The following is a 21415-nucleotide window of genomic DNA, read 5'->3' on the forward strand; positions in this document are numbered from 1 at the left end:
ATCGGCCAGCCGGCCTATGGCGAGCCCCGGTTCCATGTGCGGGCCAGCGCGCGCCGCTACCCCCGCGGCGGCATGGCCGACCGTGCGCCCCCGCCGATCTTTTGCATCTTTTTATGCAGTGCCCGCACACCAGCCCCAAGCGCTTTCATGGGGTTACGCACAGTGCTTGCAGGGGATTGCCGGTGTCAGTTCTTCTTTCAGGTCAAAGCCGCCCCTCGCGCCAGGTGCGGATGGTCTGGCGCAGCGAGGCGCGGTCGAACTCGGGGTGCCAGCGGTAGCGCAGAAAGTGTTCGCCGACGACGAACACGCCCAGCGAGATGGGCGACAGCACCAGGGTGAAGAAGGCCCAGGCGCGCAGGCCGAGCAGCGCGAAGGTCAGCAGCGACAGCGCCGCCATGGCGGCGAAGTAGAGCGCCCAGGCGCGGGTCAGGCGCACGGTGTAGGCCTGCATGTCGGGCGTGAGCGGATGCACACGCCGCGCCACCCGGGTGATGAGTGGCGTGCCGGCCAGCGAGCCAGCGAACCAGGCGCTGAGCGCACCGTACACCGCCACGTATTCGGCCACGTAGAGCAGGTGCGCCTGTGGCGCGCAGCGTTGCAGGCAGGCCAGCAGTGCCGCCGGCACGGCCACGGCCAGCAGCACCGACGCGGCGCGCCAGCCGTGCCGCCACAGCCAGCCGCAGGCAAAGACCAGGGCCGGCAGCAGGAAGGCGGCCACGGTCCATGGCGAGCGTGGCTGCAGCCACAGCAGCACCGCGCAGCCCAAGGCATAGGCCACGCTGAGCGTCGTTCCCGCCAAGGCGCGGCGCTGCGGCGCAGTGGCGGGTGGGGACGAAGTGGGCGCCGGCGGGTTCACCCAAAATCATACCGGCGCGGCGGCGTCTCAGCCCCGCGCAGCGCCGCCAGCAGCTTCTGCCCGGCGCGCCCGTCGGCCTCCATGCCCAGGCGCTGCTGTTCGGTCTTGATGGCCTCGCGCGTCCTGGCGCCGATCAGGCCGTCGGCGCTTCCGATGTCGTGGCCGCGGGTCAGCAGCAGGGCTTGCAGCTCGCGGTTCTGCGCGCGCGACAGGCCGGGATCGTCGGTGGGCCAGGGCTGCACAAAGCCGATCGGCGTGCCGGCCGGCGCAGCGACCAGGTTCGACAGTTGGGCGATGGCCAGCGCGTAGTTCTCGCTGGCGTTGTAGCTGAACAGCGCGTCGAAGTTGCGCCCGACCAGAAAGGCGGGGCCGCCGCCCTCGCGGCGGGCGGGCACCAGCAGGCCGGCGCGGGGCAGGCTGTCGGGCAGCGGCGCGCCGTCGGCCAAGGTCACACCGTCGGCGCGCCAGGCGGCGATGGGGCGCTTGGCCTTGCGGCTGGCACCCGAGGTGTCGTAGCCGGCGGGCAGCCGCACTTCGAAGCCCCAGGCTTCGCCGCGGCGCCAGCCGGCGTTTTGCAGAAACTTGGCGGTGGAGGCCAGGGCATCGGGCACGCTGTCCACGATGTCGCGGCGGCCGTCGCCGTCGAAATCGACCGCGCTGCGGAAAAAGGTGCTGGGCATGAACTGGGTCTGCCCGAAGGCGCCGGCCCACGAGCCCGACAGCTTGTCGGCCGCGATGTGGCCTTCCTGCAGGATGCGCAGCGCGGCGGCGAATTCGCCGCGGAAATAACTTTGCCGCCGGCCAAAGCAAGACAGCGTGGCCAGCGACTGCACCAGCGGCCGGCCGCCCAGGTTCTGGCCGAAGTTGCTCTCCACGCCCCACACGCCGACCACGATCTCGGGCGCCACGCCGCTTTGCTGCGCAATTTTTTGCAGCGTGTCGTGCCAACGGCCGTAGGCGGCGCGGCCATCGGCGACGCGCTCGTCATCGACCAGCATGGCCAGGTAGTCCCACACCGGCAGGGTGAATTCGGGCTGGCGGTTCAGCAGCACCAGCACCGAGGGTCGGCCGCCAGGCCGTCGGTGTGCCGAGCGTAGGTGGCGGCGGAGATGGGGCGAAACGCTGGCGTGCCTTTGAGCTGGCCCAGGCAGCGGCTGAAGTCGGCCGGGTCGATGGCCGGCGGCGTGTCCTGCGCGCGGGCGGCGCCGGCGCCCAGCAGGGCGGCGGCCACGAGCAGGCCGGACAAGCCGGAAATGCCGGAGGAGGGGATGGCGGTCAATCTGCGTCATTCAAAAATGATAGCTGATTGCGCTCATCCCTCGGGCGTTGGAAGCCGGTTTCTTTTGAAACCGGCTGTTGCCTTCAGGCCCTTTGCGCGCTCAACTGCAGGTTCAGCACCAGCTGGTGCGTGGTGGCATCGCCCGGCGTGGGCGTTTCGCTGAAGCCCAGCGCCTGGCCGAGCTGGCGCATGCGGTCGTTCTCCACCAGCACGGTGGCCACCAGCTGCTGCGTGCCGGCGGCGCGCTGGTAGCGGATCAGCTTGTCCATCAGGATGCGGCCCAGGCCCGTGCCCTTCATCCCGGGGCGCAGGATGATGCCGAACTCGGCGCCGATGTTGTCGGGGTCGGCGATGGCGCGGGCCACGCCCAGCGTCTTCTCGTTGCCGTTCTCGTCCGGCACGGTGGCGATGAAGGCCATTTCGCGCGTGTAGTCCACCTGCACCAGGCGCGCCAGTTCACTGCGCTCCATGATGCGACGGCTGTAGAAGAAGCGCATGCGCATGTCCTCGGCATCCAGGCTGTCGACGAAGGCGCGGTGGCGCGGCTCGTCCTCGGGGCGGATGGGGCGCAGCGTGAGCTTCTGGCCGTGCCAGTCGATGACCTCGGTCAGCTCGGCCGGGTAGGGCTGGATGGCGAAGTTGGCCGCGCCGGCCGGCAGCTTGGCGCTGACGCGCACGCGCGCATCCAGCGCGATGGCGCCTTCGTGGTTCACGATCAGCGGATTGATGTCCAGCTCGGCCACCTCGGGCACGTCGGCCAGCAGTTGCGACACGGCCATCAGCGTGGCCACCACGCTGTCCATGTCGGCCGGCGGCACGTCGCGGTAGCCCTTCAGCAGGCGCGCCACGCGGGTGCGCTCGATCAGCGTGTGCCAGCGGCGCATTCAGCGGCGGCAGCGCCATGGCGCTGTCCTTCATCACCTCCACCGCCGTGCCGCCCTGGCCGAACAGGATGACGGGGCCGAAGGTGGGGTCGATGCTGGCGCCGATGATCAGCTCCTGCGCCTGCGATTTCTTCACCATGCGCTGCACGGTGAAGCCCTCCAGCCGCGCCTTGGGAAACTTCTTGCGCACGCGCGCCAGCACCAGCTCGACGGCGGTGCGCACCTCGTCCTCGCTCTGCAGGTTCAGCACCACGCCGCCGACGTCGGACTTGTGCGAGATGTCCTCGGACAGGATCTTCAGCACCACCGGAAAGCCGATGCGCGCCGCCTCGGCCGCCGCGGCCTCGGCATCGGCCGGCACGGTGCTGGTGGCCACCACGGGGATGTGGTAGGCCTCGCACACGGCCTTGGCCTCGGGCTCGGTCAGCATGTCGCGGCCGGTGGCCAGCGCGCCCTGGATCAGCTGGCGCACGCGTGCCACGTCGGGCGTGCTGCCGTTGTGCAGCTGGGTGGCGGGCGGGGCCTCGGTCAGTTCGGCCTGGTTGCGGGCGTAGCGCTGCAGCGTGCCGATGGCGGCCACGGCCTGCTCGGGCAGGTCGTAGCAGGCGATGCCGGCGTCGATGAACAGCTGGCGCGCCTCGGCCACGGCCGGGCCGCCCACCCAGGCGCTGATCAGCGGCAGCGGGCGCTGGCCCGGCGGCTGGATGGCCGGCAGCATGGCGCGCGCGATGTCGGTGGAGGGCACGATGGCCGTCGGCGCGTGGATGAACAGCAGCGTGCCTGTGTCCTGCGGGTGCTTGGCCAGCGCGTTCAGCGCATCCACATAGCGCTGCGCTGGCGCGTCGCCGATGATGTCCACCGGGTTGCCGCGCGACCAGTTGGCGGGCAGCACCTTGTCGAGGTCGCGGATGAGGCCGTCGCCCAGCTCGGCCAGCGGCACGCTGTGCGCGGCGGCGGCATCGGCCGCCATCACGCCCACGCCGCCGCCGTTGGTCAGGATGGTCATCTTGTCGCCGATGGGCGACTTGAAGCGCGTCAGGATCTCGGCCGCCAGGAACAGCTCTTCCAGGCTGTCCACGCGCAGCATGCCGGCGCGGGCGATGGCGGCGTCGACCACGTTGTCGGCGCCGGCCAGCGCGCCGGTGTGCGAGGCGGCGGCCTTCTGGCCCTGCTCGCTGCGGCCGGCCTTGACCACGATCACCGGCTTGTTGCGCGCCGCCGAGCGTGCGGCCGACATGAACTTGCGCGCCTGGTCCACCGATTCGATGTACAGCAGGATGGCGCGCGTGTGGGGTCGTTGGCCAGGTAGTCGAGCATGTCGCCGAAGTCGACGTCGGCATGCTCGCCCAGCGACACGAAGTGCGAGAAGCCGATCTGCCGCGCCTCGGCCCAGTCGAGCATGGCGGTGACCAGCGCGCCCGACTGCGACACGAAGGCCAGTTCGCCCGGCCGCGCCGGAATGTGCGCGAAGCTGGCGTTGAGCTGGCGTGCGGCGCCAGCAGGCCCACGCAGTTGGGGCCCAGAATGCGCATCAGCGTGGGCCGGGCGGCGTCCAGCATGGCCTGCTTCTGCTGCGCCGTCAGGCCGGCGCTGATGACCACCACCGCCTTGGTGCCGCGCCGCGCCAGCTGCTTGACCAGGTCCACCACCGTGCCGGACGGCGTGCAGATCACGGCCAGCTCGGGCGCCTCGGGCAGGTCGGCCACGCGGGCGTAGCAGCGCTGGCCCGACAGCGTCTTGTACTTTGGGTTGACCGGGAACACGGGGCCGGCAAAGCCGCTGGTGCGCATGTTGTGCCACAGCGTGCCGCCGACGGAGAAGGGCCGCTCGGACGCGCCGATGACGGCCACGGATTGCGGGTCGAACAGGGAATCGAGATTGCGGATGCTCATGGGTTGCCTCAAAGGGGTGATGGCCCCGGTGCCGCCAGCCTAGCGCACCAGGATGATGGGGCGATGACAGGGCGTGGAATGCCCTGCATCATTCAAAATAATTGAACTTAAACGTCAAATCGAATGGAACCGATCGATGTTGGCCAGTTCTAACATGGGTCTGACTGGTTTCGGCCCGGCGCCTGCATGGCGCGGCCGGATCGCGTGACTTACTTGTGGACAGAACAGCCCAACAAAAGGAGTTTCCCATGCAATCGTTTTCCGTTGCCCTGATCGCCGCCGCCCTGGGCCTGGGTGCCGCTGGCGCGGCCCAGGCCGCCCCGCCACCTACAAGATCGACGACGACCACACCTACGCCACCTTCGCCATCGACCACTTCGGCGCCTCGGTGAACCGCGCGCGCTTCGACACGGTGACCGGCACGGTGCAGTTCGACAAGGCGGCCAAGGCGGGCAAGATCGACGTCACGGTGGACGTCAAGAGCGTCTACAGCGGCTCCAAGGGTTTCGACAAGCACCTGCAGGCGGCCGATTTGTTCGACGCGGCCAAGCACCCGACGATGCGTTTCGTGTCGGACAAGCTGGTGCTCCAGGGCGACAAGCTGGTCGAGGTGCCGGGCCAGCTGACGCTGCTGGGCCAGACCCATCCGGTGACGCTGAAGGCCAACCAGTTTGCCTGCTACTCCAACCCGCTGGCCAAGACCGAGGCCTGCGGCGGCGACTTCGAGGCGGTGATCGACCGCACGCAGTGGGGCATGAACGCCATGGTCGACATGGGCATGCCCAAGAACGTGAAGATCACGGCGACGATCGAGGCGTTCAAGCAGTGATCTTCGGTTTTTGAATCGAATCGGGCTCTGGCGCTTGCTTGGTGGGCGCTGGTAGCTATGAAAAAGAAGCGGGCCGGGGTCCGCTTTTTTGTGGCTGAAGGGGGTTGGGGCGCTGCTGGCCGGGAGTTCGCCCCGGCGGGCGACCTACTTTTCTTTGTCTCGCCAAAGAAAAGTAGGCAAAGAAAGCGACCCCACTGGCCATGTCCCCTGCGCTTCGCTCCGGGGCAACCTGCGATGCTCGGGCATGGGGCGGCGCTGCGGAACTCGCTTCGCGCTTACGCGCTCCGCTCAGACAACCGCAGCGAGTCAGAGCACGAAGCATGGGCTTGCTGCGCAGCCCATGCCCGCCCCACGCCCTGCGCTTCTCGGCACGGCCAGAGGGGAGGAAGTCCACACGGGCCATCGCTGCGCTCGGCCTTGGTTTCGTCAGGCCGCTGCTTTGCGCGGCGGCTTTTTGCCCCTCTCCCGCTGGCGGGAGAGGGTTGGGGTGAGGGCGAACCGCAGCGCGGGCTTGGGGCCGGCTGCGCGCCCCTTTGCTTCGCAAGAGAGGGAAGGCGCGTCAGCGCTTCAGGGGGTTACCTTTGCTCTCCGCCTCCGCCACCGCCAGCGCCGTCATGTTCACCACGCGCCGCACCGTGGCCGATGCCGTCAGCACGTGGGCCGGCGCGGCGGTGCCGAGCAGGATGGGGCCGATGGTGACGCCGTGGCCCACGGTGATCTTCAGCACGTTGAACAATATGTTGGCCGCGTCCAGGCTGGGGCAGACCAGCAGGTTGGCTTCGCCGTCGAGCGTGCTGTCGGCCACGGCGCGTTCGCGCAGGGTCGACGACAGGGCGCTGTCGCCGTGCATTTCGCCGTCGCACATGATGGACGGGTGCTGCGCGCGGAACAGGTCGCGCGCGCGCCGCATCTTCAGCGCCGAGGGGCGCTTGGACGAGCCGAAGTTGGAGTGCGATACGAAGGCCACCTTGGGCGGCAGGCCGAAGTTGTGCACCTCGTCGGCGGCCATCTTGGCGATGGCGGCCAGCAGCTCGGCGCTGGGGTCTTCGTTGACGTAGGTGTCGGCCACGAACAGCGTGCGGTCCTGCAGCAGCAGCGCGTTCACGGTGGCGTAGCCGGGCGCGCCGGGCTCCACGCCGATGATGTCGTGGATGTGCTCCAGGTGCTGGTCGAAGCGGCCGAGCGCGCCGCACAGCATGGCGTCGGCGTCGCCCAGGTGCACCATCAGCGCGGCGATGATGGTGGAGGAGCGCCGCACCGCGGCCTTGGCCGCCTCGACGGTGACGCCGTTGCGCGCCATCAGGCGGTGGTAGGCCTCCCAGTACTGGCGAAAGCGCGGGTCGTCCTCGGGGTTCACGCACTGCACGTCGGCGCCCAGGCGCATGCGCAGGCCGGCTTTCTGGATGCGCTGCTCGATCACCGCCGGGCGGCCGATCAGGATCGGCATGGCCAGCCGGTCGTCGATGGCGATCTGCGCCGCGCGCAGCACGCGCTCGTCCTCGCCCTCGGCATAGGCCACGCGCTTGCGGTCGTGCGGCACGGCCTTGGCGGCGTCGTACACGGGGCGCATCACCATGCCGGTCTGGTAGACGAAGCGCTCCAGGCTGGTGCGGTAGGCCTCCATGTCGGTGATGGGGCGTTCCGCCACGCCCGATTCGACCGCCGCCCGCGCCACGGCGGGGGCGATGCGGGTGATCAGGCGCGGGTCGAACGGCGTGGGGATGATGTAGTCGGGGCCGAACTGCAGGTCCTTGCCGGCGTAGGCGGCGGCCACCTCGGCGCTGGTCTCGGCCTTGGCCAGGTTGGCGATCTCGTGCACGCAGGCCAGCTTCATGGCCTCGGTGATCTTGGTGGCGCCGCAGTCCAGCGCGCCACGGAAGATGTACGGGAAGCACAGGACGTTGTTGACCTGGTTCGGGTAGTCCGAGCGGCCGGTGGCGATGATGCAGTCGGGCCGCGCGGCCTTGGCGTCCTCGGGGCGGATTTCGGGCTCGGGGTTGGCCAGCGCCAGGATCACCGGCTGGTCGGCCATGGTCTTGACCATCTCGCCCGTCAGCACGCCGGGCGCAGAGCAGCCGAGGAAGACGTCGGCGCCCTTCACCACGTCGGCCAGCGTGCGCAGGCCGGTGTCGGGCTGGGCGTAGCGCGCCTTCGATTCGTCGAAGCCGCCGGGGCGCCCTTCGTAGATCAGGCCCTTGGAGTCGCAGGCGTACACGTTGTCGGGCCGCACGCCCAGCGCCACCATCACGTCCAGGCAGGCGATGGCGGCCGCGCCGGCACCGCTGACGGCCACCTTGACCTTGTCGATGCGCTTGCCCACCAGCTCCAGCCCGTTCAGCAGCGCCGCCGACGAGATGATGGCCGTGCCGTGCTGGTCGTCGTGGAACACCGGGATGTTCATGCGCTCGCGCAGCCTGGTCTCGATGTAGAAGCACTCGGGCGCCTTGATGTCTTCCAGGTTGATGCCGCCCAGCGTGGGCTCGAGCGCGGCGATGATGTCGACCAGCTTGTCGGGGTCGCGCTCGTCCAGTTCGATGTCGAACACGTCGATGCCGGCAAACTTCTTGAACAGGCAGCCCTTGCCCTCCATCACCGGCTTGCCGGCCAGCGGGCCGATGTCGCCCAGGCCCAGCACGGCGGTGCCGTTGGTGATGACGCCCACCAGGTTGCCGCGCGCCGTGTATTCGGCCGCCTTGGCCGGGTCGGCCTGGATGTCGAGGCAGGGGTAGGCCACGCCGGGCGAATAGGCCAGCGACAGGTCGAGCTGGTTGACCAGCGGCTTGGTCGGGGTGACCGAGATCTTGCCGCGCGTGGGCGTGCGGTGGTACTCGCGCGCGGCGTCGCGCAGGGACGTCTCGGCGGGCGAGAGGGGCTTGGTCATGAGGGGTCTCCTGTCGGGTCCAAAGGTTCGGGCACGTCGAGCGCCGCGAGCCTTCGCTTTTTCTTCGAGGAGTTCAGGCGTGCCGCTGGCGGCGCTGTCGGATCGCTAGCCTAACCCAAGTCCTGGCGCCGGTGGCTGCGGGCGATGCGCGGTGGCCTGCCGTGGCGTGTCGGCTGAACCGGTGCGGCCCAGCGCGGGCCCGCCCGGTGTTGCCAGGGGTTATGAGCGAAATCGGGCTTCAGCGCCCGTCCAGCAAGCGCTGGAAGCTATCAATAAAGTAGCTTTCGTGTCAGGCATCGTGCAGGCAGCGCGCATCCCGGCACGGCCCCAGCCGGTGCCCGGCCCACGCCGCCGTGCCGCGCAGCAACTGGCCGCCGGCGCGCACGGCATCGCGCAGCGCGCGCTGCAGTTCGCTGGCCGGGCGGGCCACTTCGGTCGCCCAGCGCGTGTCGGCGGCGGGTTGCCAGTGCAGGGCCACGCGCTGCGCCGGGGTGCCGGGCACGGCGATGGGTTCCAGCACCAGCACATCGCCGGCGTGCAGCCGCAGGCGCTGGCCGGCGCGCAGCACGTCGTCGCCGCCCGCGGCGCCGGCATTGGCCGCGTGCGGGCCGCGGCGGGTGGCCCACACCGCGCCGCGCTGCACGTGCAGCACGCCGGCGCGCGCCGGGCGCAATGTCAGCGCCTGGCCGGGGCCAGGGTCTGCACGGCGTGGGCAGCGGCCCGGGCAGCGAGGGGCGACAGGGCGTGATCAGCGGCGGACATGGAAACCTCCTGCACTGTTGTTTCAGCATCAATCGATGCCGCCATGGTGCGCCTGGCCGCATTGACAGTCCAATGAAATCCGGCGAGCCTATTCATGCCGTTCACGCATCAATTGCCATGCTGCACTCACAAACCCACCTGCGCACCCGCCCGATCCAGGCCGGCCACCTGCGCGCCTTCGAGGCGGTGGCGCGCCACCTCAACTTTCGCCTGGCGGCGGAGGAGATGGCGCTCACCCAGTCGGCCGTCAGCCGCCAGATCCAGGCGCTGGAGGACGAGGTGGGCGCGCCGCTGTTTCTGCGCCACACCCGCGCGGTGGAGCTGACGGCCGCCGGCGCGCTGCTGCTGCAGGCGGTGGCGCAGGCGCTGCCGCGCATCGACACCGCGGTGCGCCAGATCCGCCAGAGCGCCGGGCGGCGGCACGTGACGGTGACCACCTTCGCCTCGTTCGCGTCGATGTGGCTGATTCCGCGGCTGGAGGCGTTCCAGCGCGAGTTTCCCGACATCGACATCCGCATCGAGGCCTCCGACACCATGCTGGACCTGGAGGTGGCCGACGTGGACCTGGCCGTGCGCTACGCCCCCGTGGCGCGCGTGCCCACGGGGGCGCGGCGGCTGTTCGGCGAATCGGTCACCGTCATGGCCAGCCCGTGGCTGCTGAAAGCCGGCCCGGCGCTGCGGCGCCCGGCGGATGTGCTGCAGTACACGCTGATCGAATCGGGCGACGCCTACGCGCCGCACCTGGCGTGGTTGTCGTGGCACCGTTGGCTGGAGGCCAACGACCTGGCCAAGCAGCAGCCCAAGCGCTGGCTGACGCTGAACTACGCCTACCAGATGGTGCAGGCCGCGCTGACCGGCCAGGGCCTGGTGCTGGCGCGCCCGCCGCTGGTGGCCGATGCACTGGCGCGCGGCGAACTGGTGGAGCTGCTGCCGCAGACGCGCCTGCATTCGCCCCTGGCCTACTGGTTGATGCTGGCCCCGCGCAGCGCGCGCGGCCCGAGGTGAAGGCCTTTGCCGACTGGGTGCTGGCGCAGGCGGTGGCCACGCGCCAGGTGATCGGCGAGGGCGACGACCCCGATCTGGTGAACGACCTGGATTGAGGTTTGCTATTGAATCGGGAGCTGCTGGCGCTCGTTAAGCAAGGTTTTCAGGTTGATTTGGCTTGAAACCATTGATTGACCTGCGCTGACCACTATCAATATTGAATTTCAGCCCGGTGAAAGCGGCCTTGGCCGCGATAGGGCGGTTGGAGGAGCGAAGCGCCGTCATCGCGGGCGAGCCCGCTCCCACAGCCCCGGGTGGGGTCAGCCCGCCGGCTGGTTCTTCAGGTGCACCAGCGTGGTCAGCCCCAGCAGGTTGACCTTGCGCACCGACAGCACCGTCCAGTCCGGGTGCTGCATGTGCGGCGCGAACGGAAACTCCGAACGGAAGCCGATGCGCGCCGCCAGCCCGCTGACCAGCCGCTCCAGCGGCGCCCACACGGCGTTGCCGCCGCTGAAGTGGTTGAGCACGAAGATGTCGCCGCCCGGCTTGCACACGCGGCGCAGCTCGGCCGTCAGCCGCGCCGGCTCGGGCGTGACGGAGAGCACGTAGGGCAGGGTGACGCAGTCGAAGGTGCCGTCCTCGAAGGCGAGCTGCTCGGCGTCCATGCAGTGCAGCGCGATGCGGCGATCGGGCAGCGCGGCGGCGCGGCGCTGGGCGTGGCGCAGCATGTCGCGCGACAGGTCGATGCCGGTCACCGCGGTGGCCGCCGGGTACTGCGCCAGCGTCAGGCCGGTGCCGATGCCCACCTCCAGCAGCGCCGCCGGCGCCAGCCCGCGCACCGCATCGCACATGCGCCGCCGCCCGCCCTGCAGCACGGCGCCGAACAGCAGGTCGTAAAACCCGGCGTAATGGTTGTAGGTGCTCTCGACGTTCTGGCGCGTGATGGGGCTCATGACCGCGCGGATTCTAGCCAGCGCAGGCGGAGGGCGCGACACGCCCACCGGCGCGCCCGGCAGCTTACCGGCGGGCCACCGCCAGGCACTCCACCTCGACGCGGGCATTGAAGGCCAGCCCGTTGCTGCCGAAGGCGCTGCGTGCCGGGTAGTTGCCGGAGAAATAGGTCTTGTAGACGTCGTTGAAGGCGCCCCATTCCTTCATGTCGGCCAGCATCACGGTGCACTTGACCACGTCGGCCATCGACAGGCCGTGCGCTTCCAGCGAGGTCTTGATGTTGTCCATGGTCTGCCGGGCTTCGGCCACCATGCCGCCGGGAGCCAGCTTGATCGGACCGGGGCCGGGCACGTTGCCGATCTGGCCCGACAGGTACACGGTATCGCCTACGCGCACGGCTTCGGAGAACGGCAGGCCGGTGGGCAGCACCTTGCCGGAGTTCAGGTGGGTGACGGCTGGCGCCTGCGTGGCGCAACCTGCCTGCAGGCCGGCGATGGCGAAGGCAGCCAACAGGGCCAGGGTTCTGATCGACATGGGGGTCTCCTTGTTGTGATGGTTCGACAGGCCTTCGGCCGAAGGCCCGGCGGCGGACCGCACGGCAGTCTAGGCCATGCCACGGCCGCAAGGGAGGTCAGCCGGGCCTGCGGGATTGCCAGGAAGACTCAGCTGCTGCTTTTGGGAGCTGCCCTGGCCGCGATGGACGTCAGGCCAGGCGCTGCCGCTGCCATCGCGGGCAAGCCCGTTCCCACAGAGCGGGGGCCCGACCGCAGGTGTGCATGGTTGCGGATCAAGAAAAAGATAGCTGGCCGCGCAAGTCGTTTAATGATTTCAGGGCATTTGCGTCTGGAATACCCGTCCGCCGTGCGCGAGCAGCTATCAAATCAATATCGTCTCAACCCATTGGGCTGCGCAGCAAGCCCGTTCAGGTGGCCGCGGAGCAGGCCATCCGGGAACGCCGTGGAGCGGGCTTGGCCCGGCCACTGGCGTTGTCCCCCAGTGGGGGATGGCGGCCGCAGGCCGACTCAGGGGCGTCACATCAGCGCCTGCGGCTTCTCGCCGCGCTCGTACACCACGTGCGCGCGGCCGACGATCAGCGGGTCGAGCTTGCCGACCTGCTGCAGGTCCTGCCGGTGTAGGGCAGCTTGTGCAGCACGTAGCGCATGGCGTTCAGGCGCGCGCGCTTCTTGCAGTCGCTCTTGACCACCGTCCACGGGCTGTCGGCGGTGTCGGTCTCGAAGAACATCTGCTCCTTGGCGCGGGTGTAGTCGTCCCACTTGTCCAGGCTGGCCTTGTCGATGGGCGACAGCTTCCACTGCTTCAGCGGGTGGCCTTCGCGCTCCTTGAAGCGGCGGCGCTGCTCGGCCTGGCTGACGCTGAACCAGAACTTGATGACGTGCACGCCGCTGCTGACCAGGTGGCGCTCGAACTCGGGCGCCTGGCGCATGAAGTCGGCGTATTCCTTGTCGCTGCAGAAGCCCATCACGCGCTCGACGCCGGCGCGGTTGTACCAGCTGCGGTCGAACAGCACGATCTCGCCGAAGCTGGGCAGGTGCTGCACGTAGCGCTGGAAGTACCACTGGCCGCGCTCGACTTCGCTGGGCTTTTCCAGTGCCACGGTGCGCGCGCCGCGCGGGTTCAGGTGCTCCATGAAGCGCTTGATGGTGCCGCCCTTGCCGGCCGCGTCGCGCCCTTCGAAGATGATGACCACGCGCGCGCCGGTTTCCTTGACCCAGCTCTGCAGCTTCAGCAGCTCGACCTGCAGCTTGAACTTCTGCTTTTCGTAGGTGGCGCGGCGCAGCAGGTTCTTGTAGGGGTAGCCGCCGTCGCGCCAGTCGTCGGCCAGCACCTCGTCGGGGTTGATCTTCTCGATCTCGGGCGCGTCGAGCGCGTTCAGCGCCTTGCGCAGCGCCTTGCGGTCGTCGGGCGAGGCGCCTTCGAGGATGGCGCGCAGGCCGTGCGCACGCTCGGCCACAGTGCCGGCCTTCTCGTCCTGCACCAGGCGGCGCGCGGCGGCCAGTTGCTTGTCGCGCGCCGACACGGTGGCGCGTTCGACCACGTAGCTCTCGATCGCCTTGGGCGCCAGTGAGGGCGGCGTGTCGCCTTTCTTCACCGGGCGCACATCGGTGTTGATGTCCATCCTGGGGCGTGCGGCGGTCTTGGTGGCCGTGGCTTTCTTGGCAGGGGTCATCTTGCGGGGCGTGGTGGTGCTCATGCTTTTTCTCCTGTCATCCGGGGGCTGCCTGCAGGGCAGCCGAACCCTTGATTATCCGTGCTCGGGGTAGGGAGATGGCCGCAGCGTGGCCGACAACGGCCGCCCGAGCGTGCGCTGCGTCACGGCATCGGCAGCGGCCACACCACACCGTTGTCGTTGAGGATGGCGTCCAGCGGCTGGTCGTGCGGTTCGGGCTCGAAGTCGAAGATGAAACCATTGGTAAAACCCACGCCCACGGTGAAGGGGCGCGGCTCCAGCGCGGCCAGCGTGCGGTCGTAAAGCCGCCGCCATAGCCCAGCCTGTAGCCGCCCGGGCCGTAGCCCACGCAGGGCACGAACAGCAGGGTGGGCACGATGAGTTCGGTGTCCTTCGGCTTGGGGATGCCGTAGGCGTCTTCCTCCATCGGGCAGCCGGGGTGCCAGGCGTGGAAGGTGAGCGTCTTGTGCACCTTGTCGATCACCGGCAGGCCGATGCGGCGGCGCTGCGGCTCGTCCATCAGTTCGCCGTCCTCCTTCCAGCGGTGCAGGGCGGGCAGGGGTCGAACTCGCCCTTGATCGGCCAGTAGGCGCCGATCACGGTGTCGGGCCGCTCCAGCAGCCACACGCGGATGATGCCCTGCAGCGCATCGGCCCGCGCCAGCCGGTCTTCAAGGTGCAGGCGCTCTTGCACCAGGCGTTCGCGCAGGGCTTTTTGTCGAACTTGCTCATAATGGGTCGATGCGTTTTTCAAAGATTCTGACACCGTTGCGCGCCGTGGGCGCAGCGGTTTTCTGGGCGGCGCTGCCGCCATCCGCTGGCGTGGCGCAGCCCGCACAACCCGCCTTCGCACCGCCCGCCGCCCTGCCGGGGCAGCCGGTGGCGCCACAGCCGGCCCAGCCTGTCCAATCCGTCCAGCCCGTGGCACCGCCCGCGCCGATGGCGCCGCCGCCCATTGCCAGCGCCCCGCCCAGCGACAGCGTGATCCTGGACATGCGCGAGGCCTTCCGCCGCAACGACCGCCCGCGCCTGGCGGCGCTGCTGCCGCAGGCGCGCGGCCACGCGCTGGAGCCCTGGGCCGCCTACTGGGAACTGAAGGCGCGGCTGGAAGAAGCCAGCCCGCTGGAGGTGCAGGACTTCGTGGCGCGCTACCCCAACACCTACCAGGAAGACCGCCTGCGCAACGACTGGCTGCTGGTGTCGGGCAAGCGGCGCGACTGGGCAGCGTTCGACGCGCACTACCCGCAGTTCCGCATGCGCGACGACCGCGAGGTGCGCTGCTTTGCCGTGGCCTCCGCCATCTACCAGGGCCGCGCCGTGGCGCCCGAAGCGGCCGAGCAGGTGCGCACCGACTGGTTCGCCCAGCGCGACCTGGACGACGGCTGCCTGCTGGCCGCCGGCGCGCTGCACCAGGCGGGCCAGCTGCCCTACCAGGATCTGTGGAAGAAGGCGCGCCTGGCCATCGAGGCCAACCGCCCCACGCTGGCACGCGCCGCCGTCGAGCTGGACGCGCCCGACGTGGGCGCCGAGGTGGCGCAGATCCAGAGCAGCCCGATCCGCTACCTGACGGCGCGCCTGCCCGTGGTCACGCGCAAGCGGCAGGAGCTGGTGACGCTGGCGCTCATCAAGCTGGCCACGGCCGACCCCGACCAGGCCGCCGCGCAGATGGAAGGCCGCTGGGCCAGCCAGCTGTCGCCCGAAGAGCGCAACTGGGTCTGGGGCGTCATCGGCAAATCCGCCGCGCTGAAGCTGCACGAGGGCGCGGCCGGCCACTTCGCCAAGATCACGCGCCACCACGACCTGAGCGACGACCTGCTGGCCTGGAAGGTGCGCGCCGCGCTGCGCCAGGGCCAGTGGCGCGCCGTGCAGGACGCCGTGCAGGCCATGAGCGACGAGGCCCGCCGCGACCCGGCCTGGACCTACTGGCTGGCCCGCGCCCAACTGGCGCAGGCGCGCAGCGACCTCGACCGCACCCAGGCGCGCCAGCTGCTGGAAGGCATCGCCGGCTACGGCGGCTTCTATGAAAAGCTGGCGCAGGAAGAGCTGGGCCGTCCCATCACCGCGCCGCCCGCGCCGCCGCCGCTGACACAAGCCGAGCGCGACTGGGCGCGCCGCCACATTGGCCTGAACCGCGGCCTGCTGGCGATTGCCCTGGGCCTGCGCAGCGAAGGCGTGCGCGAATGGAACTACTGGACCAACCTGCACAGCCCCGGCGGCAAGCCCGACCGCGAGCTGTACGCCGCCGCCGACCTGGCCTGCCAGCACCAGGTGTGGGACCGCTGCATCAACACCAGCGAGCGCACCAAGGGCTTCATCGACTTCGCGCAGCGCTTTCCCATGCCGCACCGCGACGCCGTGGTGCGCCAGTCGCAGGCCATCGGGCTGGACCCGGCCTATGTCTACGGCCTGATCCGGCAGGAGAGCCGCTTCATCATGGACGCGCGCTCGCACGTCGGCGCCTCGGGGCTGATGCAGATCATGCCCGCCACCGCGCGCTGGACGGCGCGCAAGATCGGGCTGGAGGGCTTCACGCCCGGCCAGATCAACGACCGCGATACCAACATCCTGATCGGCACCAGCTACCTCAAGCTGGCGCTGGACGAGTTCCGCGGCTCCATGCCGCTGGCCGCCGCCGCCTACAACGCCGGCCCGGGCCGGCCGCGCAACTGGCGCAACGGCCCGGTGCTGGAAGGCGCCATCTGGGCCGAGAACATCCCCTTCGGCGAAACGCGCGACTACGTGAAGAAGGTGCTCTCCAACACCACCGACTACGCCGCGTACCTGACGGGCCAGCCGCAGTCGCTGAAAAACCGCCTGGGCACCGTGGGCCCGGCGCCGGTCGATGAGCCGGTGCTGACGAAGGACTTGCCTTGACAGACGCGCACGCTCGGGCACGATAGCGGCAGACGGTTTGCTTTTGTTTTTATAGCTTCTTGCGCAGTATTGGCGGGCGCTGCAGGCCAATTTCATTGATATTCTGGAGGGTTCATCCATGTCTTCACGCGTGCTGGTGCTGGGCGGTTCGGGCTTTGTCGGTCGCCACGTGGTCGAGCGCCTGCAGCGCGCCGGCGCCCTCATCACGGTGCCCACGCGCCGGCTGGCCGCCGCGCGCTCGATGTGGAGCCAGCCGCGCGTGCACGTCACCGTGGCCGACGTGATGGACCCGCCCACGCTGGCGCGCCTGGTGGCCGAGCACGACGCCGTGGTCAACCTGGTCGGCATCCTGCACGGCAGCGAGCAGCAGTTCGAGCGCGCCCACGTGGAGCTGCCCCGGCGCATCGCCGAGGCCTGCGCGCAGGCCGGCGGGCGGCGCGTGGTGCACATCAGCGCGCTGGGTGCCGCGGCCGACGGGCCGTCGAAATACCAGCGCAGCAAGGCGCGCGGCGAGGCCGTTCTGGGCCAGGCGGCGCAGGTCGGCTCGCTGCAGCTGACGGTGCTGCGGCCCAGCGTCATGTTCGGCGCGCAGGACAGCTTTCTGAACCTGTTCGCCCGTTTGCAGAAGGTGTTTCCGGTCATGCCACTGGCCCGTGCCGACGCGCGCTTTCAGCCCGTGTGGGTGCGCGACGTGGCCCATGCCATCGTCACCTGCCTGCAGCGCGACGACACCATCGGCCAGATCTATGAATGCTGCGGCCCCGAGGTGTGGACGCTGCGCGACATCGTCAAGGCCGCGGGCCAGTGGGCCGGCGTGGGCGGCGGCGATGGCCGGCCCGTGATCGGCCTGCCGGGCGCGCTGGGCCGCCTGCAGGCGCTGGCGCTGGAGCTGCTGCCCGGCCAGCCGCTGATGAGCCGCGACAACCTCGACTCGATGGCCGTCGACAACGTGGCCAGCGGCCAGGTGCCGGGGCTGGAGGCGCTGGGCATCACCCCGCGCCGCTGTCGGGCGTGGGGCCGCTGCTGCTGGGCAGCGCTGGCCCGCAGGCGCAACTCGACCGCTACCGGCGCTCGGCCGGGCGTTGACAGGCCCTGGGCCGGGGTGCGCCGGCGCATCAATGGCCCCGCGCGAATGCATCAATCGGCGCGTGTGGCCACGCTAGCATGGCCGCTCGCAAGACAGGAGAAACCCATGCTCAAGCTCTACATCGGCAACAAGAACTACTCGTCCTGGTCCATGCGCCCCTGGGTGCTGATGACGCAGGCCGGCATCCCGTTCGAGGAAGTGATGGTGCGCTTCGACGGGTTCGACGCCGGCTCGCGGTTCAAGGCCGCGCTGGCCGGCGTCAGCCCCACCGGCAAGGTGCCGGTGCTGGTGGATGGCGATCTGGTGGTGTGGGACACGCTGGCCATCGCCGAGTACCTGGCCGAGCAGTTTCCCGAGCTGCACCTGTGGCCGCGCGAGGCCGACAAGCGCGCCCGCGCCCGCAGCGTGTGCGCCGAGATGCACAGCGGCTTTGCCGCGCTGCGCGGCGCCTGCCCCATGAACATCGAGGCGCACCTGCCCGACGTGGGCGCACTGGCGCTGCGCGACAAGCCCGGCGTGCGCGCCGACCTCGACCGGCTCATCGCCATGTGGCAGCAACTGCTGGCCGAGCACGGCGGGCCGCTGCTGTTCGGCCGCTTCTCGGTGGCCGATGCGTTCTATGCCCCGGTGGTGATGCGCCTGAAAACCTACGCGCTGCCCGTGCCGCCCGACGTGGCCGCCTACATGGAGCACCTGTGCGCGCTGCCGGGCGTGAAGGCCTGGGTCGACGCCGCGCTGGCCGAACAGGACTTTCGCGACTTCGAAGAGCCGTATCGGCTGTCCGCCGCACGGTGATCGCGCGCAGCGTTGCGGGCGCGGCGTCGGTATGGTTTTGATAGTGGCTTGCGCTTGTTTGGCGTGGGTTTCAATAGAAATAGCTCTAAAACCACCGATTGGCGGGCGCAGGCAGCTATCAATTTGATGAACATCCTCTGATCAGGGCGCGCGGGCTTCAGCCTTGGCAAGAGGCCTTTGGTGTGACCGCGCTGCAAGGCGGAGCGATACCGAGTAGACTGTGTGGGCTTGTAGACGTTCGCTGTGCTGCGCTACAACGAAGTTTGACGAAGGTCTGCGGTGGCCCCAAGACACCGCGCACCCGCACCACCCCTCGCTGACCGAGGCATTTTGGTGGTCACGCTTTTTCAATTGGCGCACTTATTCCCGTCGGGCCTGGTGCCCCGGCGGCGGCTTTCATGCGTGTCCGGCCTGCAAGGGCTGACCTGGGCGCGCGCTTTGGGCCTTACCCGCCCGTTTCCGGTTGTTTTTATCCATGTCCATTTCAGTGGCCGCTGCGTTTGCCAGCGGCAAGTTTCGTTTCACCCCGTGGAGCCGCGTGGCGGCCGACGGGGCTTCACTGCCTGCCTGTCCATCCGCCGGGGCAGCGGCATGCAGACGCACGACCGCGTCTACACCTTCGCGCGCCAGTTCGCCAGCCGCGACAGCGCCCTGCGCTACGCGGTTGCGCAGGCGCGTGCGTGGCTCGCCAACCCGCGGGCGTTCGGCTGAACCCATTCACTTTTTGACAAAGGAGATCCATGGCCAAGGAAGATTTGATCGAGATGCGTGGCACCGTCGACGAGATGCTGCCCGATTCGCGCTACCGCATCACCCTGGACAACGGCCACCAGCTGGTGGCCTACACCGGCGGCAAGATGCGCAAGCACCGCATCCGCATCCTGGCGGGCGACAAGGTCACGCTGGAGATGTCGCCCTACGACCTGAACAAGGGCCGCATCACCTTCCGCCATCTTGAGCGCAGCGCCCCGCGCGGCCCGGCACGGCCACGCCGCCACTGAGCGCGGCCGCGGCGCCGGGTGAGCCAAGGCCCCCGAGCCGCTGCGCAGCCGCTGAAGCGGCTTTTGAAGCAAGGGGCGTGGCCCCTTTTTCATGTCAGGGCGTTTGGCGCACGGGCCGCGCCTGCACTGGCGCTCCGGCGGCCGCCTGCCGGCGACAATGGCGTGCTGAAAATTTTGGCCTTCGCTGCCTTCCGCCTTCGCCATGCCCACTCTGCAAGCCTCGCTCGCCTTCTTCACCGTTGCCCTGCTGCTGGCGCTGTCGCCGGGGCCGGACAACCTGTTCGTGCTGGTGCAGTCCGCCACCGGCGGGCGGCGTGCCGGCTTTGCGGTGGTGGCGGGGCTGATGCTGGGCGTGATGGTGCACACGCTGGCCGTGGCGCTGGGCCTGGCGGCGGTGTTCGCCACCTCTGCCACGGCGTTCACCGTGCTCAAGCTGCTGGGCGCCGCGTACCTGCTGTACCTGGCCTGGGGTGCCTGGCGCGCGCCGCCTATGCTGGTGGCCAGCGACGCCGGCGCGCCCACCCACCCGCCGCCCTGGCCGCGCCTGATGGCGCGCGGCGTGGTGATGAACCTGACCAATCCCAAGGTGGTGCTGTTCTTCCTGGCGCTGCTGCCGCAGTTCGTGCAGCCGGGGCAGGGGCCGGTGGCGGGGCAGATCGTGTGGTTCGGCGCGTTGTTCATCCTGGCGGCCACGCTGGTGTTCGGCGCCGTGGTGCTGGCCGCCGATGCGCTGCGCGCGCGGCTGGCGCGTTCGGCGCGGGCGCAGCGCGGGCTCAACCGCGCGGCGGCGCTGGTGTTCGTGGGGCTGGCCGCCAGGCTGGCGCTGGCGGAGCGCTGAGCGATGCAGATCTACATGGTCGGCGGCGCGGTGCGCGACCGCTTGCTGGGCCTGCCGGTGCAGGACCACGACTGGGTGGTGGTGGGCGCCACGCCGGAGCAGATGGTGGCGCAGGGCTATCTGCCGGTGGGCAAGGACTTTCCGGTGTTCCTGCACCCCGACACGCGCGAGGAATACGCGCTGGCGCGCACCGAGCGCAAGAGCGGGCGCGGCTACAAGGGCTTCACCGTGTTCACCAGCCCCGACGTGACCATCGAGGACGACCTGGCACGGCGCGACTTGACTATCAATGCCATAGCTGCCCGCGCAGACTGGACGGGCGCTGAAGGCAAAAAGACCCTGAATTCATCGACCCCTTCAACGGCCGGCGCGACCTGCGGGCCAAGGTGCTGCGCCATGTGACGGCGGCCTTCCGCGAAGACCCGGTGCGCATTCTGCGGCTGGCGCGCTTTGCGGCGCGCTTTCACGACTTCGCCATCGCACCCGAAACCATGGCGCTGCTGCGCGAGATGGTGCAAGAAGGCGAAGCCGACCACCTGGTGCCCGAGCGCGTGTGGCAGGAGTTGGCGCGCGGCCTGATGGAAGACCACCCCGCGCGCCTGTTCGACGTGTTGCGCGATTGCGGCGCGCTGCGCGTGGTGCTGCCCGAGCTGGACCGCCTGTGGGGCGTGCCGCAGCGCCCCGAATACCACCCCGAGGTCGACACCGGCGTGCACGTGATGATGGTGCTGCAGCAGGCCGCGCGCCTGCGGGCGCCGCTGCCCGTGCGCTGGGCCTGCCTGATGCACGACCTGGGCAAGGGCACCACGCCCGCCGACGTGCTGCCGCGCCACATCGGTCACGAGGCGCGCAGCGCCAGGCTGCTGCGTGCCGTGGCCGAGCGCCTGCGCGTGCCCACCGAGTGCACCGAACTGGCCGAGGTGGTGGCGCGCGAGCACGGCAACATCCACCGCAGCGCCGATCTGAACGCCGCCGCCCTGGTGCGCCTGCTGGAGCGCTGCGACGCCTTCCGCAAGCCGGCGCGCTTTGCCGACGTGCTGCTGGCCTGCGAATGCGACGCGCGCGGCCGCTTGGGCATGGAGGACGACGCCTACCCGCAGCGCCCGCGCCTGCTGGCGGCGCTGGCCGCGGCGCAGGGCGTGCAGACCGCCAGCGTGGCGCAGGCGGCCATGGCGCACGGCGCGCAGGGCGCGGCCATCGGCCAGGCCGTGGCCAAGGCGCGTGCGCAGGCGGTGCAAGGCTGGATGGATGAAGCCGCGGCCGCCCGTTGAGCCTGGCTTTGGGTAGGTATGAAAATCATAGCTGGCAGCGCTTG

Annotated in this window: 11 protein-coding genes and 9 pseudogenes; 9 read left to right on the forward strand and 11 right to left on the reverse strand. The window is 69.8% G+C overall.

Annotated features, from left to right (window positions below):
* Positions 1–202: 202 nt before the first annotated feature.
* The 5 genes and pseudogenes from H0I39_RS12980 to H0I39_RS23390 form a co-directional block, all read right to left on the reverse strand.
* On the reverse strand, positions 203–778 hold the full coding sequence (locus H0I39_RS12980) for a COG4648 family protein (RefSeq protein ID WP_180550783.1): 576 nt from the start codon (positions 776–778) through the stop codon (positions 203–205).
* Between the two features lie 74 nt (positions 779–852).
* Positions 853–2111 (reverse strand): annotated as a pseudogene (locus H0I39_RS12985) (lytic murein transglycosylase).
* Between the two features lie 107 nt (positions 2112–2218).
* On the reverse strand, positions 2219–2887 hold the full coding sequence (locus H0I39_RS23375; protein ID WP_373368344.1) for a GNAT family N-acetyltransferase: 669 nt from the start codon (positions 2885–2887) through the stop codon (positions 2219–2221).
* Positions 2864–4420: pseudogene (locus H0I39_RS23380) on the reverse strand (acetate--CoA ligase family protein); the annotation flags it as partial. The pseudogene H0I39_RS23380 and the gene H0I39_RS23375, both read right to left, overlap by 24 nt.
* Positions 4421–4575: 155 nt before the next feature.
* Positions 4576–4911: pseudogene (locus tag H0I39_RS23390) on the reverse strand (CoA-binding protein); the annotation flags it as partial.
* A 248-nt stretch (positions 4912–5159) separates the two neighbouring features.
* Here H0I39_RS23390 and H0I39_RS12995 point away from each other — a divergent pair.
* A pseudogene (locus tag H0I39_RS12995) lies at positions 5160–5740 on the forward strand (YceI family protein).
* Positions 5741–6299: 559 nt separating this feature from the next.
* Here H0I39_RS12995 and H0I39_RS13000 read toward each other — a convergent pair.
* Both H0I39_RS13000 and H0I39_RS13005 read right to left on the reverse strand, forming a co-directional pair.
* Positions 6300–8621, reverse strand: a complete 2322-nt coding sequence (locus H0I39_RS13000) for an NADP-dependent malic enzyme (protein ID WP_180550784.1) — start codon at positions 8619–8621, stop codon at positions 6300–6302.
* A gap of 289 nt (positions 8622–8910) precedes the next feature.
* A complete protein-coding gene (locus tag H0I39_RS13005; RefSeq protein WP_257646146.1) occupies positions 8911–9300 on the reverse strand; it encodes a DUF2917 domain-containing protein in 390 nt (129 codons plus the stop codon).
* Between the two features lie 200 nt (positions 9301–9500).
* Here H0I39_RS13005 and H0I39_RS13010 point away from each other — a divergent pair.
* Positions 9501–10483 (forward strand): annotated as a pseudogene (locus H0I39_RS13010) (LysR substrate-binding domain-containing protein).
* A gap of 204 nt (positions 10484–10687) precedes the next feature.
* On the opposite strand, the gene H0I39_RS13015 reads toward H0I39_RS13010, so the two are convergent.
* The 4 genes and pseudogenes from H0I39_RS13015 to H0I39_RS13030 form a co-directional block, all read right to left on the reverse strand.
* Positions 10688–11320, reverse strand: coding sequence for a class I SAM-dependent methyltransferase (locus tag H0I39_RS13015; RefSeq protein ID WP_180550786.1), 633 nt, complete (start codon positions 11318–11320; stop codon positions 10688–10690).
* A gap of 64 nt (positions 11321–11384) precedes the next feature.
* Positions 11385–11852, reverse strand: coding sequence for a RidA family protein (locus H0I39_RS13020; protein ID WP_180550787.1), 468 nt, complete (start codon positions 11850–11852; stop codon positions 11385–11387).
* 497 nt (positions 11853–12349) lie between these two features.
* Positions 12350–13530: pseudogene (ppk2, locus tag H0I39_RS13025) on the reverse strand (polyphosphate kinase 2).
* 119 nt (positions 13531–13649) lie between these two features.
* Positions 13650–14214: pseudogene (locus H0I39_RS13030) on the reverse strand (5-formyltetrahydrofolate cyclo-ligase).
* A 230-nt stretch (positions 14215–14444) separates the two neighbouring features.
* Between H0I39_RS13030 and H0I39_RS13035 the strand changes: the two are divergent.
* The 7 genes and pseudogenes from H0I39_RS13035 to H0I39_RS13065 all read left to right on the forward strand — a co-directional run bounded on the left by H0I39_RS13035 (position 14445) and on the right by H0I39_RS13065 (position 21371).
* Positions 14445–16379 carry a lytic transglycosylase domain-containing protein gene (locus tag H0I39_RS13035; RefSeq protein WP_180551809.1) on the forward strand — a complete coding sequence of 645 codons (1935 nt, stop codon included), beginning with the start codon at positions 14445–14447 and terminating at the stop codon, positions 16377–16379.
* A 118-nt stretch (positions 16380–16497) separates the two neighbouring features.
* Positions 16498–17079 (forward strand): annotated as a pseudogene (locus H0I39_RS23395) (NAD-dependent epimerase/dehydratase family protein); the annotation flags it as partial.
* 492 nt (positions 17080–17571) lie between these two features.
* Positions 17572–18261: a glutathione S-transferase family protein gene (locus tag H0I39_RS13045; RefSeq protein WP_180550788.1), complete on the forward strand. Its 690-nt coding sequence runs from the start codon at positions 17572–17574 to the stop codon at positions 18259–18261.
* A 528-nt stretch (positions 18262–18789) separates the two neighbouring features.
* Positions 18790–18972 carry a hypothetical protein gene (locus H0I39_RS13050; RefSeq protein ID WP_180550789.1) on the forward strand — a complete coding sequence of 61 codons (183 nt, stop codon included), beginning with the start codon at positions 18790–18792 and terminating at the stop codon, positions 18970–18972.
* A 29-nt stretch (positions 18973–19001) separates the two neighbouring features.
* Positions 19002–19262, forward strand: coding sequence for a translation initiation factor IF-1 (gene infA, locus H0I39_RS13055; RefSeq protein ID WP_180550790.1), 261 nt, complete (start codon positions 19002–19004; stop codon positions 19260–19262).
* A gap of 202 nt (positions 19263–19464) precedes the next feature.
* Positions 19465–20100 carry a LysE family translocator gene (locus H0I39_RS13060; RefSeq protein ID WP_180550791.1) on the forward strand — a complete coding sequence of 212 codons (636 nt, stop codon included), beginning with the start codon at positions 19465–19467 and terminating at the stop codon, positions 20098–20100.
* Between the two features lie 3 nt (positions 20101–20103).
* Positions 20104–21371: pseudogene (locus H0I39_RS13065) on the forward strand (multifunctional CCA addition/repair protein).
* Positions 21372–21415 lie beyond the last annotated feature (44 nt).

Source organism: Ottowia beijingensis (assembly GCF_013423955.1).
Taxonomy (GTDB): domain Bacteria; phylum Pseudomonadota; class Gammaproteobacteria; order Burkholderiales; family Burkholderiaceae_C; genus Ottowia; species Ottowia beijingensis.

Coding starts and splice junctions, on each gene's coding strand:
- H0I39_RS13000 (WP_180550784.1), bottom strand. CDS start 8,621: ATGACCAAGCCCCTCTCGCCCGCCGAGACGTCCCTGCGCGACGCCGCG.
- H0I39_RS13015 (WP_180550786.1), bottom strand. CDS start 11,320: ATGAGCCCCATCACGCGCCAGAACGTCGAGAGCACCTACAACCATTAC.
- H0I39_RS13020 (WP_180550787.1), bottom strand. CDS start 11,852: ATGTCGATCAGAACCCTGGCCCTGTTGGCTGCCTTCGCCATCGCCGGC.
- H0I39_RS13035 (WP_180551809.1), top strand. CDS start 14,445: ATGGCGCCGCCGCCCATTGCCAGCGCCCCGCCCAGCGACAGCGTGATC.
- H0I39_RS13045 (WP_180550788.1), top strand. CDS start 17,572: ATGCTCAAGCTCTACATCGGCAACAAGAACTACTCGTCCTGGTCCATG.
- infA (WP_180550790.1), top strand. CDS start 19,002: ATGGCCAAGGAAGATTTGATCGAGATGCGTGGCACCGTCGACGAGATG.
- H0I39_RS13060 (WP_180550791.1), top strand. CDS start 19,465: ATGCCCACTCTGCAAGCCTCGCTCGCCTTCTTCACCGTTGCCCTGCTG.